Origin of the sequence: Microcoleus sp. Pol12A5, assembly GCF_036701435.1 — a bacterium.
Lineage (GTDB): Bacteria > Cyanobacteriota > Cyanobacteriia > Cyanobacteriales > Microcoleaceae > Microcoleus.
The window spans coordinates 60,039-77,410 of the sequence record NZ_JAUBQU010000016.1 but is presented as its reverse complement, the minus strand read 5'-3'; the positions used below and the strand labels follow the sequence as shown (position 1 = coordinate 77,410).

Below are 17,372 nucleotides of genomic sequence, written 5' to 3'. Positions count from 1 at the left end.
GTAATGAAAGCATCCCAAGCTATCTCCGGTGAAATCGTTCTCGAACAATTGTTAAACCAGGTGATGAAAACTGTGATCGAAAACGCAGGCGCCCAAAAAGGTTTTCTGATTCTGGATAAAGGCGGGAATTGGGCGATTGAAGCCGAAGCAGCAGTAGAGGGCGAGCTCATTACCATTATGCAATCCATTCCCGTAGATTCCGTAGATCCTGCAACTGGAATTCCCCTGCTGTCAACCGCCATAGTTAACTACGTCGCTCGCAGCCACGAAAATGTAGTATTAAATAACGCCACCGATGAAGGACTATTTACTGGCGACTCTTACATTACCGCTACTCAACCCAAATCGATTCTCTGCACTCCCCTACTCAATCAAAGCAAACTCGGTGGTATTCTCTACTTAGAAAATAATTTGGCGATCGGCGCATTTACCTCGGAAAGAGTGGAAACTTTAAAAATCATCGCCGCTCAAGCTGCGATCTCAATTGAAAATGCAAGTCTCTACGAACAATTAGAAGATTACAACCGAACTTTAGAGCAAAAAGTAGAAGATCGCACCGCACAATTAGCCCAAGCTAATGCAGAAATATTGGTTTTGAACGATCGGCTAAAAGTAGAAAACCTTCGCATGAGTGCCGAACTAGACGTAACCCGCCGCCTGCAACAAATGATTTTGCCTCAACAGCAGGAATTAGAGTCAATTGCAGGGTTAGAAATTGCTGCATTCATGGAACCTGCTGATGAAGTTGGTGGCGACTACTACGACGTACTAAATTACGGCGGTAAAGCCACAATTGGCATCGGCGATGTGACTGGACACGGTTTAGAAAGCGGCGTGTTAATGATTATGGCGCAAACAGCAATTCGCACTTTGTTGGTTCACAATGAAACCGACCCAGTTAAATTATTACAGACCGTCAACCAAACGCTTTTTGACAACGTAGAGCGCATGAATTGCGGTAAAAGTATGAGCCTTTCTTTGCTGGAATATCGGGGAGACAACATCCTGCGTTTGAGCGGACAGCACGAAGAGGTGATTGTCGTGCGTTCCAGCGGCGAAGTAGAGCAGATTGATACCATCGAGTTAGGCTTTCCCATCGCCTTGGAACCAGATATTACCGATTTCATTGCTACTACTGAAATACAGTTAAATTCCGGGGATGTTGTCGTACTCTACACAGATGGAATTACCGAAGCTTTTGATATGAATCAAAAGGAATACGGTATTGAGCCATTTATTGAAGTTGTTGCCCTTAACAGGGAAAAGTCAGTAGCAGAAATTAAGAAAGCTATTATTGACGACGTGCGGCGATACATCGGGGAGCAAAAAGTATTTGATGACATTACTTTGGTAGTAATCAAACAGAAGTAAGTATGGGAGAATTTAGTAGTCCGACTGTCCGACTGTTCGACAGGGAATGAATTCCCTGCCTCAAAGTTAAAGTCCTCTAAAGAAGACTAATGAGTTTAAAAATTTTTATTGTAATATCGTTTCCGGTTGGGTGGGAATGATAAAGTCAAAGTCGCGCAATTCCACATTCCCCCACTCCCCATCATAAGGAGTGTAACCGGAATTGATATCAGTCCTCATAGCGAGGACTTTAGCTATTAGACAGGGGTTTCAACCCCTGGCGGACTGCCGGGTAGGCGGGAGGATTGATGGACTAAAAGCTTAAGTTGACACCAATGGGCACTCACGGTGTCTCTACGGTTAAATAATCAAGAACACTTAATGAGAGATGCAATTCTCACCCGATTAATTGTAGGCAAATGGCACTGCCGTGTCCTGATTGGGGGTAATATTAATTCCGATGCAAGCGGATTTGATATAATTACTCATCTTGTAAGTATTTTATTTTTGCTTGACCAGCCCTAGAAATTACCAATGAATAGTATAACCTAAATTGGGTTATCGCCAATAGTTTACAAACCGGAGATCGGCACAAAGTCGTAACCGTAACTGGTGCGATTTCCGGGTTTAACAGTTACTAACTGAACTGCTCGATTACGATCGCCCGAAGGTAAAAATCGAATCGGCCCCGATGCTCCAGTTGCCGAAAAATCTGACGCCGATAAAGCTTGTTGAATGCCTGTACGAGTCGGATTGCGCCCTAAACCGGCAATTAACGCGATCGTCGCATCGTAGGCTAAAGCTGTGCGCCAACTTACTTCAGCATTCCAAAGTTGTTTGGATGTTTGGGGAAAGTTTGACTGCGGATCTGCCAGAATGTGCCAAGGAACAGCTAGCACCATATCTGTTGCTCCTGCGCCACCGATTTGCAGTGTTTTAGCAGTATAAGCACCGTCTCCTGCTAGTAACGGCAGCCGTTTGGCGTTTACTTGCACTACTTGCAAAGCTTGGTCGATCGTGGCTGAATTGGATGCTAACAGAATCACTTCTGCTCCTTGGGCGATCGCACTTTTAACGCTATCGGCTGCATTAAAATTGCCCTTAGCAAAGTCAAATTCGGCTACGATTTGTCCTCCATCTCCGTAAAGAGCTGTAGTGAATTCATCTTTTAAAGATTGGCTGTAACTGCTGGCAGAATTGAAAAATACAGCAGCTTTTTGCTTTTGCAATTTTCCCCGCATATAGCGGGAAAGAGCATTAGCCGCAAACCGATCGCTCGGCACTGTCCGAAATATATTGTTGGCAATTCCTGAGAGCTGCACCGACGTACTTGTCGGAGAAATTGCTACTAATTGTTTTTGCTGGTAAATCTTGCTGGCTGCTAGCGTTGTATCTGAACCAAAATGCCCGATTACTCCTAAAATTTCCGAGTTATTTGCCAAAGCACTGGCAATTTGTGCTGCCATTTCTGGCTTGTTGTCATCGTTAGCAATTACAACTTTTAAGGGAGTACCGCTAATGCCGCCGCTTTGGTTGATTTCATTTTGAGCTTGAGCTACCCCCCGCAGAATTTCTAGAGCAGCATTGATATCGCCGCCAATGGGAACTGCTGCTGCAATTGTGTAGGATTTTTGAGATCCGATGCGGGCGTTGTTGAGGTAAATTAGTGCTTCGGGATCGTTGCGATTGGTTTTCAGCGAAGCTTGTAAGTCGGAAATAGCTGCGTTATAGTTGCCAGATGCGATCGCCTGTACTGCTTCTTGTTTGGTTGTTGTGGCTTGCTCTGGAAGTAACAGTTTTTCGCCAGCACTCAGACGCTGCCCAATTGCCTGCTCTGATTGCGGCGAATTCCCCGTCGCAGAGTTGGGAAAAGTCGGATTTTGGGGTGATAAACCCCCGACATTGATGCTGCCTCGGCTTGTCAGCCACCAAATACCTGCACCGGCTAGCCCGATCGTAATTAGGAGCGATAATACCAGAACAGCGGTTTCATTTTTTTGGGACATGGCTGCAGAATTTTAGATTTTAGGTTTTAGATTCAACGACTTAGGAAGTTCGGCAACGAGCAATGTATGGGATGTAAAGCATTTAATAACAAGTTCTCTTTCATTTAATAATTTATGTAGCAATTATGCTAATTCTCATACTTGAGATAGATGATTGTGGGCTGACATATACCTATATTTTAGCAGTTGTTAATTTATTTGATCTGGATATTATAGAATCTAGCTGTGTAGCAGCTTAGATCCCGCTGAGGTTGACTGTGATACCTGCGGATAGTCCCGTCTCTGAGGGTTTGGCTCCTTTACCGTATTTGGCTGGCGCTGCTGGGGGTGGGAACCCTTTCTGGTGTGATTTCTGGTGCTGTTTTAGGCACCCTGTCTCCTAAGTCTGCGATCGGTGGAATGCGATCGCTATGCAGCCAACTAGGGCCAACAGGGAAGCTGGCATTTCTCTTGTTTTTTTCCATCCTTGAACAGCTTGCTCGCGGCTACGAAGCCTGGAGCAAAGAGTCGCTGGGTGATAACTTGCTTAACTTGTTGACTGCCGTTTTATCTGCAGTCATACTTCACTACTAGGGTAAAACAATCAGCTCAATATAGTTTGCTGCGAATCCTACTTTATAGGTTTTTTTATGTTGCTTAGCTTTTTGTAAACATTTTTGAGTCCCTCATATCACAATCATCACCTAAATTCTTTTTCTTAATTATATCTTTATTTTCCCGGCGAGTCTCGACAGCGGGGGAGTTTTTAATTATCCAGGGGCGGGGAAAGATTAAAGTTTTTTTAAGTTTGACAAAATAAAGGACATCTTTTGTAATATAAAGAAGAAAGTTGAAAAAATTATAAAGACAAACTAATTGGATAAAAGTGTCGCTAAGGTAGTAAAAATGACGGTTGGTCAGAGAAAAAGAGTGTTAAGCTAGGCTAAGCTCAGTCAAAGCAAAACCTCGATATTTAATTAAGTTCGATCGATAACAAAGGCTAAGGTAAATTCCATGGCAAACTCAGTTTTAAATCAGCCAAACGCAGCAGCAGGAGTGCAGTGGCAGCCAAAAGATATTATCCGCGGCCTAGTCTGGAAAATTGCGATCGCAACCTGGCTGTTAATGGCTGTAGGCAGCGCCACACGAGTCATGAATGCGGGGCTCGCTTGCCCCGACTGGCCACTGTGCTACGGTCAATTAATACCCGCAGCGCAAATGAATTTGCAAGTATTTCTGGAATGGTTTCACCGGTTGGACGCTGCGGCAATTGGCTTAAGCGCGATCGCACTTTTAGGACTATCTTTGTTTTACCGCAGCCGCCTGCCAAAATGGCTGCCTTGGGCGAGCGCCGGAGCACTATTTTTAATCGTTTTTCAGGGCGTATTGGGCGGCTTGACAGTAACACAACTGCTGAGATTTGACATCGTTACTGCTCACTTGGGAACAGCTTTACTATTTTTTGGCGCCCTGCTAGTCATCGGTTTCATGCTGACTCCCTACGAAGCTACAGGAAATGTCGGCAAATTAGCTTGGGTAAGTTCGATCGCAGCATTATTAGTTTACCTGCAAAGTTTGCTAGGAGCATTAGTAGGCTCTAGATGGGCGCTGCACCAATGTTTGGATTCCTCAGAATTGTGCTCGGTAATGAACAGCCACATCGCCGGTATCGTACCCGCTACCGCAGCGACTTTAGCCGTAGCAGTCATGGCTTGGCGGCAGCCTGCACTGAGTCCAAACTTGCGAAAACTGGCTAATTGGGCGAGTGTTTGCCTAATTGCTCAATTAGTTCTAGGATTAGCAACTTTCCGGCTGCACCTTCAGGTAGAACCGCTGACAGTCGCCCACCAAGCAGTCGGTGCTGCTTTGCTGGGAACCATGATAGCTTTTAGTGTTTTAGCTTGGCGCGATCGAGTTTTATCAGCTTGAGAGATAAGACTAAAGTAACAGGCGGCGGGTTTATTAATCCTTGTAGCTACACCAAATATTTCTCGTAAAACCCGCCCCTACAACCTAATGACTAATGACGAATTCACAAATAATTACTAACAGCTTACAACCGATGCAAGAAATCCTTACCAACGACCGGCCCCGCCTCCACGAAAACTTTTCGCAAGTTGTGAAAAGTTACTATCAACTAACAAAACCCAGAATTATTTTACTGCTACTAATCACTACCTCGGCAGGAATGTGGATGGCCGCCAAAGGAGAAGTAGATCCGCTATTACTGGTATCAACTATTACTGGAGGTGCTTTAGCTTCTGCGTCGGCGAATACGATTAATTGTGTCTACGACAGTGATATCGATTATATTATGGAGCGCACCCGCTGGCGGCCGATTCCTTCAGGGCGTGTCAAGAAACGGGATGCTTTGATATTTGCGATCGCCCTAGCTACAATATCTTTTACATTGCTGACAGTTGTTGCCAACTTATTAGCCGCATTGCTAGCAATGTCAGGTATCGTTTTCTACGTCTTAATTTATACCCATTGGCTGAAGCGTCACAGCGTGCAAAACATCGTCATCGGCGGTGCAGCAGGGGCAATTCCTCCCCTAGTTGGGTGGGCTGCCGTTACAGGAGATTTGAGTTGGGGTGCGTGGCTGCTGTTTGGGATTATCTTCCTCTGGACACCGCCGCATTTTTGGGCATTAGCAATGATGATTCGCGACGAATACAAGGAAGTAGGCGTGCCCATGTTGCCGGTAATTGAGGGCGACGAAGAGACAGCCCGCCAAATTTGGATTTATACGCTATTGATGATTCCTGCCACTTTGCTGTTAGTTTATCCCCTGCATTTAGCGGGTGCGGTGTATGCGGGGACAGCTATTTTCCTCGGTGCTATTTTTGCCCAAAAAGCTTGGTTGCTGTTGCAGACTCCCGAGGATAAGATTGTTGCGCGATCGCTCTTTAAATACTCTATTCTGTACCTGATGCTATTGTGCGCTGGAATAGTGGTTGACAGTTTACCTGTGACTCATAATTTCACTACTGCTCTTGTAGAAAATGTGCAAACTTTGATTAGTGCAGTTGTGATGTAGTAATGAGTTAAATTGACATTCTTAAAATCAAGCCCGCCTCTAGCGGGTTTTGTTTGTTTATGGTAAAATAGCGATCGCCATTCGGCAGCATCTCATATTTGTAAAAACACTTCTTCTGTCTCCTTCTTTCTGCATCTTTCCTCGCAGCCTCGCGCCTCCTGTCTCCTGCCTCCAATTTTGGGCTGGGCTGCTTTCATTGAGATGCTCCCTCCCCAAAGTCCGGGGATGAGTTGTCAACTACAGGGACAATTGTCTCTCTTTGCGAGCGCTCAAATCTGAGGCTAAAGCTCCGTGCCTCAAGGCCGGAGTAAGCTTACTTTAGGGAATGGGATACAACCATTTGCGAAATAATTGTGTTAAGCGTGGCATGACCAAATAGGTGAGCAATATAACAGTGAGACCTGTGATCGTCAGAGATGTGAGCAAGGCAGGAAGCCCAGATAGTAGCGGTACAAGCAAACGATTGAGAATAGAAATGGTACAAAACACTCCCAACCATGTAACTAACGCCATTTTGTAGCGAGGGGGTGGAGCCTTCATCGATTTATTGGGCAGCGTAAACCAGGTTTCCAATCCGGTCAGGGTTTGAATATCTTCTGGCCTTTCAATCAAGGGCTGCAATCGCTCAATCCACTCTCGCCGAACGTCAGATTCTAGCCAGGTCTTAAGATTGTCGTAGCAATCGAACTTGAGAATGACAACGTACTCAGGATGAGCGTGATGCTGGGGTCGAATAGTGCTGACACCCAGATGTCCCTTGAATTTTCGTGCATCTGCGGCGATGCCATGAAACCATGCTTCGTAACCTTCGTCGCGCCCAGGTTTCACTACATGAGAGATCACAGCGGTGACTAGATAGTTGTCTTCACTGGTATTGCTCGCCAACGGTTCTTCCAACATAGAATTTAAAGAATTAACTAAGAGAAAATTTTTATTCTGAACAACTACCCTAGATACACCAAATTGCTCAGCAATTTTCGCCAGCAATTCTTGAAACAGAAGGGAGATTAACGAATGCGATCGCGAAGGTTGGGCATGAGAGGAAATGACTATAAAAAAGCTTACAATCATTGACAATATCTATTAAAAACACCCTATACGTGACTTACAACCAAGTAGTAGTCACCGCTAAGTTGCACGTAAAATTCCTAACCTAACGATGACAATATTAACTCAGTTAAACACGAGCTAAATAAAGTAGGCGCTTTCTCACTACTTATTTGGATCTCCAGCATTTGCCGTTGCTGCATAGCTGGTCATCAGGTTTTTGTAGTCAGGAATAAACCCTGATAAGAGGCTACCCAATCCTTCAATATCGTTGCGCCAGTCACGGTGCAATTCACACACAACGCTAAACCAATTGACAAACTGAACTCCAGCACGAGACATTCGATCCCAAGCTGCATAGCGACAGGCTTCATCGAAGGTTCCAGAGGCATCGGTAACAACAAAAACCTCATAACCTGCCTCTAATGCCGAAAGCGCACAAAAAGTAACACATACATCAGTGACTATTCCGGCAATAATCAATTGCTTTTTACCTGTTGCTTCTACTGCTTTAACAAAGTCCTCGTTGTCCCAAGCGTTGATTTGTCCGGGACGCGGAATAAAGGGAGCATCTGGAAACTTCTCCTTCAGTTCAGGGATGAGAACTCCATTGGGGCCTTGCTCAAAGCTAGTTGTCAAAATTGTAGGCAGGTTGAAAAATTTGGCTGCACTTGCTAGCGCCAGCACATTATTTTTGAAGTCGGCGGCACCAATATCACGCACAAGTGAGAACAGTCCAGTTTGATGATCGACCAGTAGAACCGCAGCATTATTCTTGTCTAAACGGTTGTATTTGAATGTAGACATCAGGTATTTCTCCTATGTGGGTTATGGGTGAATGAGGAATTGCCGAATGGAGTCAAGAATCAGAAAGCCTTGAGTTGTACCAATTAAATGTGCTTCCTTACTAAAAGCGAAACGTCTATTTTTTCTAAATGGCTTATGGCGTAACCTGTTGCGGCATGAACTCAGTGTGCAAAATCTTACCAAATTTCACCGCTCAAGATCCGCAAGTTAAGCGCTGAGTTAACGCGATCGCCCTAATCTCGACACACGTTACACCAACGCCCCTAACGCTTTCAATGTCGTCGATTTTTGAGCGATCGTCAATCCCGTTGCCCCTCGAATATTCATGCCTTCATACAGCCGATCGCCCATCAACGTCCTAATACAGCCACCAGTTGCGACATCCCACACTTTAATGGTGCGAATGATAAATTAGGTCTTTTGGGCAATGATATAAACATGATTTTCTGGATACTGGTCATATTCGAGATGGCGACAGGTGCAATGATGCTCAACCAGAATTTGCACAAAAGTATCTACACCCAAAGTGCTGTAATCAAAATCTTGACCTTGAAATGCTCCCGAAACCTCGCTGCTTGTATGTCCCCCGCCACAAGTGAACAGGATGACTCCATTGGGTTCAAGCGCATCGCATAGCTTTTGTATCACAGGCGCTTGCTGGTTGATTGGCAGATGAAACGTGCTATCCCAGGCTGCTATCAGGCTGTAGAGTTTCGGCGGCAGCCAATCACAAATGTCTTCCCGGTAAAACGTGATTTCTGGATGTAGCCGCTGGGCTAAATCGATCATTTCCCTAGAAATATCAAGTCCTTCAGGCTGAAATCCATGCTTGGATAAGCTGTTGATAAAACGTCCGCTGCTTCCACACCCGACATCAAGTGCTGCGTGCTGCTTAGAAGTAAATTTGATCGCCCTTTCTAATTGGGCAATCCCGTAGGTTGAATCTTGATGCTCGGTTTGCCACCATTGGGCAATTCGGTCGTAGCGTGCCGATGTATCATTTGGCTCCATAGAGTGACCTCATAAGTGTCGATCGAGATTTTCAGGACAATTAAAATCTTTCTCCACGCTACGCACAGACTACACCAAGGCCCCTAACGCTTTCGGTAGTGGTAAACAAGTAATGATGCACTGTCATGATGGATGAAATACCAAATAGCACCGATATGATGGTCTAACGACTTTGAAAATGACAAGGTGTTTCTCATCAAGCGAGAAACACGCTGCAGTAACGTGTTGTTAAACCGCTCAATGTAACTTTTCTTACCACTCTCTTTCCCCACCGCCTGATGTGAATTGCGGGCGTACCACTGCCCATATGCTGCCTAGAAATCAGTCTAGCAACCGCACACTGGCGGTAAACCGGAGGCAATGAATGCCACAATTGCCCTTGCTGCCGCTTCATGCCGTGCGTCAATATAAACACAGACAATTTCACGGGTATCTGCATCACGAACTAACCAGACCCACTAATTGTTTCCTTTATTGTTCACACTCATACCACAACTTATCACACGCTGATCCTTAACCTCCCTTTTTTTTGGCTGTCGCTGGGACTTGGTGTGACACTAAGAGCATATTTCTCATTGACTTCGGGAAAGTAGCCATTGCTCAAACACCTGCACCGCACGGGCAATGCCCGCCAGGAAAATGCGTTCCCCCAACAAGTGGTCAATCAATTGCCGGATTGCTCGATCGATCACCTTTTTCTGAAGATGCAAGGGCAAATTGCCTCCCAAAATCATGACACTTAAATCGATGTTTACCGTTGTGGATGCGGCCATTTTTGACACTTCGGGAAAAGGCACAGGTTGGACAGGCAGAGATGAGGAGACGACAAGGAAATAAACTTTACTCCTATATCATTACATCTTGAACACTACCAAATTTTTCAATCTTTCAATTTCTGGCTGCCCGTGGGAAATTGGGGATTTTGATTGCCTATTTGGCAGAGGAAGGTGCACATGGTAACGCATTTTATTATGGAAGACTGTTCACCATCGGTGACTATTTTTTGAGATAAATTCACCATTATTAGAAGCTCTGGTCAAGGATGTTTTAGAGAAAGGGCTAACTGATTAATGGTGGTTGTTACTAGCTGCCTAGTTTTATATAATAAAAAGCTGACAACCACTGTTTACAAGTTGTATAGTAGTCAGCAACAAGTAAATTGTGAGAATTTCATTGGCTGAAGCAGCGAGAATATTAGTCAAATACTCATCATCCCATCCCGATCTAAGTCGCTTATTTTTTTTGAGGTATTTTATTGATTCAAAAGATTGAGCGAGATGTGTATAATCGTAGCAAAATTTTACGGATTTTTATTTTTTTAGTTCTACAAGAATATTCACAAAAACCACATTTAATACCCAAAATCCAGCTAAGCCAAAATTTTCTATATGAGTTTTTTCCAAAATATTAGTAATCTGGAGTCATATCTGCGGAATGTGGGTTGTATCCTATTTTTGGACTCCAGGACATCTTTCGGGAAAAAATGTGGGAAATAGCACAAGTTTTGCATCTTCTCACCAAACTTTACATTATTGCCTATCTTCCTCGTCTATACCCTAATTTCATCCAGTAAAAATCAGCTTCTAAAAATCGAACTAGATACCTGTTTCTACATACCGACTTAAGCTTTAGTCAGAAGCAAAAATACTGAGTTATAAACAGACCAGCCGCCGGATTTCGTTATAGAGTCTGACTACACAAATTATTCTATAAATAGGTTCACAATCTATTCTTCCCTTTGCGTTGCCTAACTTTGAAGATAGCGGGGGCAAACCTTATAACTATATCAGCTTGTAGAGATAAAATACGATCGTGCTGCTCAAAGTTTAGCTTTTCTATTTTTGCCGATCGCAGAAGTACCTGGATTTATTGAACAAAGCAGGGCGATCGGAGCAAGAGCAACCGTCAGTTGATTGCGGACAATAATTAGAGAAACTTTGTCAAATAGTGAGGAATAGAAGATGCACAATAGATACGCATAAACTCTATATTGAGCGTGTATATGGCGCACACTTTTGCTATAACTAGCGCGTCACACTCTAGAAAAAATATATCATCATTATTTCTTTCTCATCCTTCTCTGGGAACCTTTTTTAGACAGTCGCTTAATTTCTGTTTCGCCTTCCGGAAATTCTACTTCTTCTCTAAATTCTAAAGATTCTAAATTGACACTTTTAACATCGCTTTCGGTCATTTTTTCCTTTTCATCAATTCCTTCAGAATCCGGTAGAGTTTTTATTAACTGCACGTCCAAACCCAAAGTTTGAATCGGGAATTGTGCAATTTCTTGACTAATTTCAGTTTCTCCCATCCCCTGCTCAATTTGCGCCGCCGGTAAATCTTCCTCGATAGCAGGAAAGTTATCAATTTCTTGACTAATTTCTGTTTCTCTGGTTTCCTTTTCTATTAACTGCATGGATAACTGCTGCTTTTCCCTTGACAATTCCTCAACCTTAGTTCCAAGCATTCTAATCTGTTCGTTGAGAACGCGAATTTCTCGGTTTTGCTGCTGAATCATTTCTTCTGCATCAGCAATAGTTCGATTTCTCTCTAATATCACCTCATTTTTAGTTTCTAATTCCAAAGCGCTCATAGCCGCTTTAATTACATTATAAAAATGCGGCTTAGATACATCAACTTTTTTAGCATTATGGCGGCTTTTTCCCAAAAGCCCAATCTTTTCTCCTTGCTTAACAGCCAAAACAAAACCTTGATGATTTTTTATTTTTAATTCTTTGACAAAATCTACTTGAACTAAACTGCAAATATATTTGTGACAGTCAAAATAAAATTCTGCTTTCATCAAAAAGCACCCCTTTCTGCTACAGTCCCGCAGAATTATAGCACGAACAACGTTAAAAGTCGAAGAAAATTTATAAAAATAGGGTGGGCGCGGAGGGCTGTACCTTAGTTTATAAATGGATGCGATGTCAAGAGTTGTTCAGGACGCAAAAAATCGTTTGACGCGTTACTTCTAGCAGTAAGTGGCGTATTCCGCCCATACAAAATTAGGTTTTGCGGGGAGGTATTTAAATATTTGGGGTTAGCAAAATCCGCCAACAGGAACATATTTGATTAATTAATTAATTAATTAATTGCTTTATTTGCTGACATAAGCGATTTCCCATCCGTGAAGATAATAAGCTGTTTCTAAATCCACCCTTTCAGTTTTAATATCAGGCTCTAATTCAAACAAGCTTAGCTGAATTGGCTCATTATTTTTTTTTCCTTTGTTAAACTTGCTCAAAAGTCTTTCTTCTAAATGCTGCTGTGATTCTAAATTGCCATCTGACAGAATATGATTAATCTGCAAGTTAAAATCTTTCAACTTGTGGCAAACTAAAATAGTGCGGTGACAAGTGATCGGGTCTTTTTCCGCACACATTAAACTGATTTTATAATTGGCTGCACCTTTGAGCAAGCGCTGAAGTCCTGCGGAAAATAAAGGAGTTGCTGCTATGCGATCGTATAACGCTTTACCGCTAGAATCGTAACAGCTTAAATCCTCCGGTCTCGCGCCTAACTCTTTGCCTAAAAAAACATATTGAATGCCGACACTTGACAGTGAAGAATTAATTTCGGATTTATTAAAATGAGGTAAATACCGGCTAAACGGATGCGATCGCACGTCCGCAACCGCCGTAATTCCGTGTTGTTGCAGTAGCAAAACAAACGCTTCAATACTCAGATTGGAGTGTCCGATCGTAAATAATTCCATTGCTTCGATCTTAGTATGCAGTCTTTGTTTTGCAGATGAAAGTTTGTGCAGCCAAATTCTTGTAATTTGTAGACTTCAAGCTGTGGGTTTTTTTAGCAACTTTTGAATTACAAGTTGCACAGCCAGCAGCATCAAACCCAAAGATGCAAAAGCAAAAACACCCGCACCCAAAGCGACAATTCCCATTACTAAAGTTCGCACAGCCGCGCCAATATTAATCGCAGTCACATTGTCAGAATGAATGGGCGAATTTGCAAAAGTTTGGACGATCGACAAAGTTAGCGCGTACAAAGCCGCCGCAAACCCGCCCGCTATCAGCGAACCCATCACGCACCGCAAAATCGTCGGCGGCGTGGAAGATGCAGAGGTTGCATCTCCAGCCGAACTCAGAGGTTTAGAAGTAGAATTTGGATTAGTTAAATCAGTCATGGCGATTTTAGATTTTAGATTTTAGATTTTAGATTTCTGGTTAATTTACCAAAACTAAAATCGGTGTTGCATGACATATTATCAGTTCTTCGATCGCAATAGACTCTGCGAAAAGTTAGATTCATCTTGACCCTCGGCTGTTAGACAGGTTTAACGGCCGATCGCGATCGCACCCTCTTCGAGTTACACCCTCGAAATCGGCTGTTTCGTCTCGTTTCCCTCCGAAAAAATCCGAATCCCAGTATTGCTAAACTGTGCTACCCAAAAATCCAAATCTGGAGAAGCGATCGCACTTTTAACCCGTTCCAAAACCTGCTGAGCCTGCTCTGAAGACTCCGCCAGCGCAAACACCGTCGGTCCAGAACCGGACATCATCGTTCCCAAAGCCCCCGCCGACTCAAAAGCCTGCCGCAACTGCAACACCTGCGGGTACACAGGTAAAGCAACTTTTTCTAAATCGTTGTGCAGCAATTGACCAATTTTCGATCGATCTTTTTGGGCGATCGCCCCCACCATCGGCCCCGAATGTAGCCGTTCCCTGCGGCACTCCAAATCTTCCGCTGCACAATAGGAACTACTGAACTGCTGGCGATAAGTTTGATAGGCCCATGCCGTAGAAATGCTGAGATTGCGGTACTTCGCCAACACCACAGAAAAGCCAGCCAAATCAGGCAATGGCGACAGTTTATCCCCACGACCAGTTGCCAAAGCCGTACCTCCAGTAATGCAAAAAGGCACATCCGAACCCAAAGTTCCCCCCAACTCTTGCAACTCCGACTGAGTAAGTCCCAATTGCCACAGCAAATCCATCCCGACTAAAACCGCAGCCGCATTTGCCGAACCGCCGGCAAGCCCAGCCGCCACTGGAATCTGCTTGTGAATGGCAATCTCGACACCGCCGTATTTCGCCAAAGCATCGGGGAATTGCTTCGCCAACAAATCCGCCGCCCGGTAGGCCAGGTTATTCTTATCAGGAGGGACTTGCGGGTGATCGCAGCGCACGCGAATCGTATCCGTACCAATCGCACGCAAGTCAATTCGATCGGCTAAATCTATGCTTTGAAGTACCATCGCCAGTTCGTGATATCCGTCGGGGCGATCGCCTATGATTTCCAAATACAGATTGATTTTTGCTGAAGCTAACAGAGAATATGAACGCATAGGTGATTAAGCCGCAGGTGAAAGAAACCCCTGGTTGAAATTAATTGACACCAGTCCGAGTCCATTTTCTCACAACTCAAAGGAAATATTATGCAGGAAATGTGGAAAACTTTTTTTACTTCCGGGCCATTTATTCCTCACGGCCACTGCTATCTCTGGCATACCCCGTTAGTCTGGCTTCACCTTGCCTCAGATTCTATCATTGCACTCGCGTATTTTTCCATCCCGATTACATTGGTTTATTTTATTTCCAAACGGGAAGATTTGCCCTTTGACTGGATCTTTGCCCTGTTTGGAGCCTTTATCGTCGCCTGTGGCATGACTCACATATTTGAACTCTGGACGCTTTGGCATCCTACCTATTGGCTTTCAGGAACAATGAAAGCAATTACTGCCGTTATTTCATTTGCTACAGCCATACTTTTGGTAGACTTAATGCCTCAAGCCCTAGCACTTCCCAGCCCCGCACAGTTAGAATCCGCCAACCGACTCCTAGAAGCTGAAATTGTCGAGCGCCAATTAGCCGAAGCTGCACTAAAAAAAGCCAAAGAAGAATTAGAAATTCGAGTTGAGGAACGCACTGCAGCATTAAAGTCTCAAACTCAACATTTAGAATTGGCAAACCGACTCCTAGCATCGGAAATTGTCGAGCGCCAATTAGCCGAAGCTGCACTAAAAAAAGCTAAAGAAGAATTAGAAATCCGAGTTGAAGAACGCACCGCAGAGTTAAAGTCTCAAACTCAACAGCTCGAACAAGCATTGTCTGAATTGAAGCAGGCTCAATCCAACCTAATTCACAGCGAAAAAATGTCATCTTTAGGACAATTAGTCGCTGGGGTTGCTCATGAAATCAACAATCCGATTAACTTTATTTACGGGAATATTACTCACACCCGCCAGTATGCCAATAGTTTGCTAGAACTGGTGAATCTCTATCAAGAGCAGTATCCGAATCCCATACCGATAGTTCAAGAAAAAATCGAGTCTATAGATTTAGACTTTATCATCTCTGACCTGCCAAAAATATTAATTTCTATGAAAAACGGCGCTGAGCGAATTTTTGGTATTGTCAAATCGCTGCGAATTTTTTCTCGCCATGACGAAGCAGAAATGAAATTAGCCGACATTCATGAAGGAATTGACAGCACACTGATGATTTTGCAAAGCAGATTGAATGCTAAGCCAGGTTGGGCGAATATTCAAGTTATCAAAGAATATGGCAATTTACCCCGAATAGAGTGCTACCCGGGACAGCTAAATCAAGTGTTTATGAATATCCTGGCTAATGCTATTGATGCTTTAGAAGATGGCATCCACAGCGAGTCGATTGCAGCGAATGAAGCTCATCCCTACCTCATCCAAATCTCTACCAAACTTTTAGACACTGAAGTGGTAGAAATCAGAATTAGCAACAACGGACCCGAAATAACAGAATCGGTGAGAAACCAGTTATTTAATCCATTTTTTACCACTAAACCAGTAGGTAAAGGCACGGGATTAGGTTTATCGATTAGCTATCAAATTATCACAGTAAGACATAAAGGCGAATTGCACTGTATTTCTGCGCCGGGGAAAGGTGCAGAATTTATTATAAATATTCCGATTTGCCTGCAATAAACCTTTGATAATGCCAGAAAATATAACTTCAACTGTTAGTATTTACACCTAAAAATCGGTTTTTAAAAAAACCGATATCCGAAGTATTTAAAAATTCTGGTATCTAACACAATCCTGAACTTCAAACATCGCACATAATATTGCTCAGCTTTACCCATTGCTCCACGCTTAAATCTTCAGCGCGAGATTGAGGATTTATCTGTAACTCTTCTAGCACTTGAACAAGTTTATCTAAGTCCACAGTCCCTTTTAAATTATTTCGCAGCATTTTGCGCTTGCTACCAAAACCCAACTTCACTAAATTTTCCAAATAGCGCGGATTAACCGCCGCAGTTTCTATCTGTCTGGGAAGCAGCCGCACCACGGCGGAATCGACTTTTGGCGGCGGAAAAAAGTCTTTAGAGGGCACATCGCAAATTAACTCGCATTCTGCTAAATACTGCACCCGCACTGACAAAGCGCCAAAAGCTGTCGAACCCGGTTTAGCGTATAGCCTTTGGGCCACTTCTTTCTGCACTAAGAGCACGATCGCATCGAAGGGTTTAGCAGCAGGAACAGATATCGTTCCCAGCAGTTTTTGCAGAATCGGGCCGGTGATATTATAAGGAATATTGGCAACAACTTTATTCGGATTTTGGAATTTTGGAAATGCCGTTAGTTCAGCTTCTAAGTCCATTTCCAAAAAGTCGCCTTGCAGCAGTAAAAAATTGTCGGTTTTGCCGAGTTGTTTGGCTAGTTTGAGACACAAATCTCGATCGATCTCCACAGCAACAACAGACTCAGCCGCAGGCAGCAAACGCCGAGTCAAAATCCCCGTACCCGGCCCAATTTCCAGGACGCGATCGCGATCCAAAGAAGCCGCTTTCACAATCTTATCTAAGGCTTTCTCGCTTTTGAGCCAATGTTGAGCAAACTGTTTTCGGGGTCGGGTCGATCGCATTTTGTGAATTTTTGGAGAAATCTTAGCCTGTCATTCTATCACAGCTCACTAACTTTTCCCAACCTACGGTGATGTTTATTTTTGTTAACAGGGGTTGAATTAACCAAAAAACTTGGGCACTATAATAAGGACAAACGATAAAAAATAAATTTATTTCTTCCCAATTACCAACAGCACAACACGTAAGTCACGGAGACAGGGATAGCTGTTTTTCCAAATAACCAATAACAAATAAGCAATAACAAATAACCAACAACCAATTACCAC

Annotated in this window: 15 protein-coding genes and 1 pseudogene; 4 read left to right on the top strand and 12 right to left on the bottom strand. The window is 43.6% G+C overall.

Annotated features, from left to right (window positions below; all coding sequences use genetic code 11):
* On the top strand, nucleotides 1-1,371 hold a 1,371-nt coding region (locus QUA45_RS06905), incomplete at its 5' end, for a GAF domain-containing SpoIIE family protein phosphatase (protein WP_333220051.1).
* A 551-nt stretch (nucleotides 1,372-1,922) separates the two neighbouring features.
* Here QUA45_RS06905 and QUA45_RS06900 read toward each other — a convergent pair.
* Nucleotides 1,923-3,356, bottom strand: coding sequence for an ABC transporter substrate-binding protein (locus tag QUA45_RS06900; RefSeq protein ID WP_333095780.1), 1,434 nt, complete (start codon nucleotides 3,354-3,356; stop codon nucleotides 1,923-1,925).
* 299 nt (nucleotides 3,357-3,655) lie between these two features.
* Nucleotides 3,656-3,820, bottom strand: coding sequence for a hypothetical protein (locus QUA45_RS06895; RefSeq protein ID WP_333220049.1), 165 nt, complete (start codon nucleotides 3,818-3,820; stop codon nucleotides 3,656-3,658).
* A 529-nt stretch (nucleotides 3,821-4,349) separates the two neighbouring features.
* On the opposite strand from QUA45_RS06895, the gene QUA45_RS06890 reads away from it, so the two are divergent.
* A complete protein-coding gene (locus QUA45_RS06890) occupies nucleotides 4,350-5,264 on the top strand; it encodes a heme A synthase (RefSeq protein ID WP_333095782.1) in 915 nt (304 codons plus the stop codon).
* Between the two features lie 133 nt (nucleotides 5,265-5,397).
* The gene (locus QUA45_RS06885; RefSeq protein WP_333073733.1) at nucleotides 5,398-6,375 is read left to right on the top strand and encodes a heme o synthase; all 978 of its coding nucleotides are present in this window, start codon (nucleotides 5,398-5,400) and stop codon (nucleotides 6,373-6,375) included.
* Nucleotides 6,376-6,693: 318 nt separating this feature from the next.
* On the opposite strand, the gene QUA45_RS06880 is transcribed toward QUA45_RS06885, so the two are convergent.
* From QUA45_RS06880 to ispE, 9 genes and pseudogenes are all read right to left on the bottom strand, one after another.
* Entirely contained in the window at nucleotides 6,694-7,446 is a 753-nt protein-coding gene (locus tag QUA45_RS06880; RefSeq protein ID WP_333220047.1) for an antibiotic biosynthesis monooxygenase, read from the bottom strand.
* 141 nt (nucleotides 7,447-7,587) lie between these two features.
* The gene (gene ycaC, locus QUA45_RS06875) at nucleotides 7,588-8,229 is read right to left on the bottom strand and encodes an isochorismate family cysteine hydrolase YcaC (protein ID WP_333220046.1); all 642 of its coding nucleotides are present in this window, start codon (nucleotides 8,227-8,229) and stop codon (nucleotides 7,588-7,590) included.
* 249 nt (nucleotides 8,230-8,478) lie between these two features.
* Nucleotides 8,479-8,619, bottom strand: a complete 141-nt coding sequence (locus QUA45_RS06870; RefSeq protein ID WP_333095785.1) for a hypothetical protein — start codon at nucleotides 8,617-8,619, stop codon at nucleotides 8,479-8,481.
* Nucleotides 8,620-8,640: 21 nt separating this feature from the next.
* Nucleotides 8,641-9,240 (bottom strand): class I SAM-dependent methyltransferase, encoded by a 600-nt coding sequence (locus tag QUA45_RS06865; protein WP_333095786.1) that lies wholly within the window; start codon nucleotides 9,238-9,240, stop codon nucleotides 8,641-8,643.
* Nucleotides 9,241-9,323: 83 nt separating this feature from the next.
* Nucleotides 9,324-10,056 (bottom strand): annotated as a pseudogene (locus QUA45_RS29125) (IS1 family transposase).
* A 1,243-nt stretch (nucleotides 10,057-11,299) separates the two neighbouring features.
* Entirely contained in the window at nucleotides 11,300-12,043 is a 744-nt protein-coding gene (locus QUA45_RS06855; protein ID WP_333220044.1) for a hypothetical protein, read from the bottom strand.
* Between the two features lie 297 nt (nucleotides 12,044-12,340).
* Complete coding sequence (locus tag QUA45_RS06850) at nucleotides 12,341-12,958, bottom strand: DUF488 domain-containing protein (RefSeq protein WP_333095789.1); 618 nt, start codon at nucleotides 12,956-12,958, stop codon at nucleotides 12,341-12,343.
* A 75-nt stretch (nucleotides 12,959-13,033) separates the two neighbouring features.
* Nucleotides 13,034-13,387, bottom strand: a complete 354-nt coding sequence (locus QUA45_RS06845; RefSeq protein WP_333039267.1) for a DUF3082 domain-containing protein — start codon at nucleotides 13,385-13,387, stop codon at nucleotides 13,034-13,036.
* 183 nt (nucleotides 13,388-13,570) lie between these two features.
* Nucleotides 13,571-14,548 (bottom strand): 4-(cytidine 5'-diphospho)-2-C-methyl-D-erythritol kinase, encoded by a 978-nt coding sequence (gene ispE / locus QUA45_RS06840; protein WP_333095790.1) that lies wholly within the window; start codon nucleotides 14,546-14,548, stop codon nucleotides 13,571-13,573.
* 99 nt (nucleotides 14,549-14,647) lie between these two features.
* On the opposite strand from ispE, the gene QUA45_RS06835 reads away from it, so the two are divergent.
* Complete coding sequence (locus QUA45_RS06835) at nucleotides 14,648-16,165, top strand: ATP-binding protein (RefSeq protein WP_333220042.1); 1,518 nt, start codon at nucleotides 14,648-14,650, stop codon at nucleotides 16,163-16,165.
* Nucleotides 16,166-16,286: 121 nt separating this feature from the next.
* Here the strand turns inward: QUA45_RS06835 and rsmA are convergent, their stop codons facing one another.
* A complete protein-coding gene (gene rsmA / locus QUA45_RS06830) occupies nucleotides 16,287-17,105 on the bottom strand; it encodes a 16S rRNA (adenine(1518)-N(6)/adenine(1519)-N(6))-dimethyltransferase RsmA (RefSeq protein ID WP_333095792.1) in 819 nt (272 codons plus the stop codon).
* Nucleotides 17,106-17,372 lie beyond the last annotated feature (267 nt).

Coding starts and splice junctions, on each gene's coding strand:
- QUA45_RS06855 (WP_333220044.1), bottom strand. CDS start 12,043: ATGAAAGCAGAATTTTATTTTGACTGTCACAAATATATTTGCAGTTTA.
- QUA45_RS06895 (WP_333220049.1), bottom strand. CDS start 3,820: ATGGAAAAAAACAAGAGAAATGCCAGCTTCCCTGTTGGCCCTAGTTGG.
- QUA45_RS06890 (WP_333095782.1), top strand. CDS start 4,350: ATGGCAAACTCAGTTTTAAATCAGCCAAACGCAGCAGCAGGAGTGCAG.
- QUA45_RS06845 (WP_333039267.1), bottom strand. CDS start 13,387: ATGACTGATTTAACTAATCCAAATTCTACTTCTAAACCTCTGAGTTCG.
- QUA45_RS06880 (WP_333220047.1), bottom strand. CDS start 7,446: ATGATTGTAAGCTTTTTTATAGTCATTTCCTCTCATGCCCAACCTTCG.
- rsmA (WP_333095792.1), bottom strand. CDS start 17,105: ATGCGATCGACCCGACCCCGAAAACAGTTTGCTCAACATTGGCTCAAA.
- ycaC (WP_333220046.1), bottom strand. CDS start 8,229: ATGTCTACATTCAAATACAACCGTTTAGACAAGAATAATGCTGCGGTT.
- QUA45_RS06885 (WP_333073733.1), top strand. CDS start 5,398: ATGCAAGAAATCCTTACCAACGACCGGCCCCGCCTCCACGAAAACTTT.
- QUA45_RS06900 (WP_333095780.1), bottom strand. CDS start 3,356: ATGTCCCAAAAAAATGAAACCGCTGTTCTGGTATTATCGCTCCTAATT.
- QUA45_RS06865 (WP_333095786.1), bottom strand. CDS start 9,240: ATGGAGCCAAATGATACATCGGCACGCTACGACCGAATTGCCCAATGG.
- ispE (WP_333095790.1), bottom strand. CDS start 14,548: ATGCGTTCATATTCTCTGTTAGCTTCAGCAAAAATCAATCTGTATTTG.
- QUA45_RS06835 (WP_333220042.1), top strand. CDS start 14,648: ATGTGGAAAACTTTTTTTACTTCCGGGCCATTTATTCCTCACGGCCAC.
- QUA45_RS06850 (WP_333095789.1), bottom strand. CDS start 12,958: ATGGAATTATTTACGATCGGACACTCCAATCTGAGTATTGAAGCGTTT.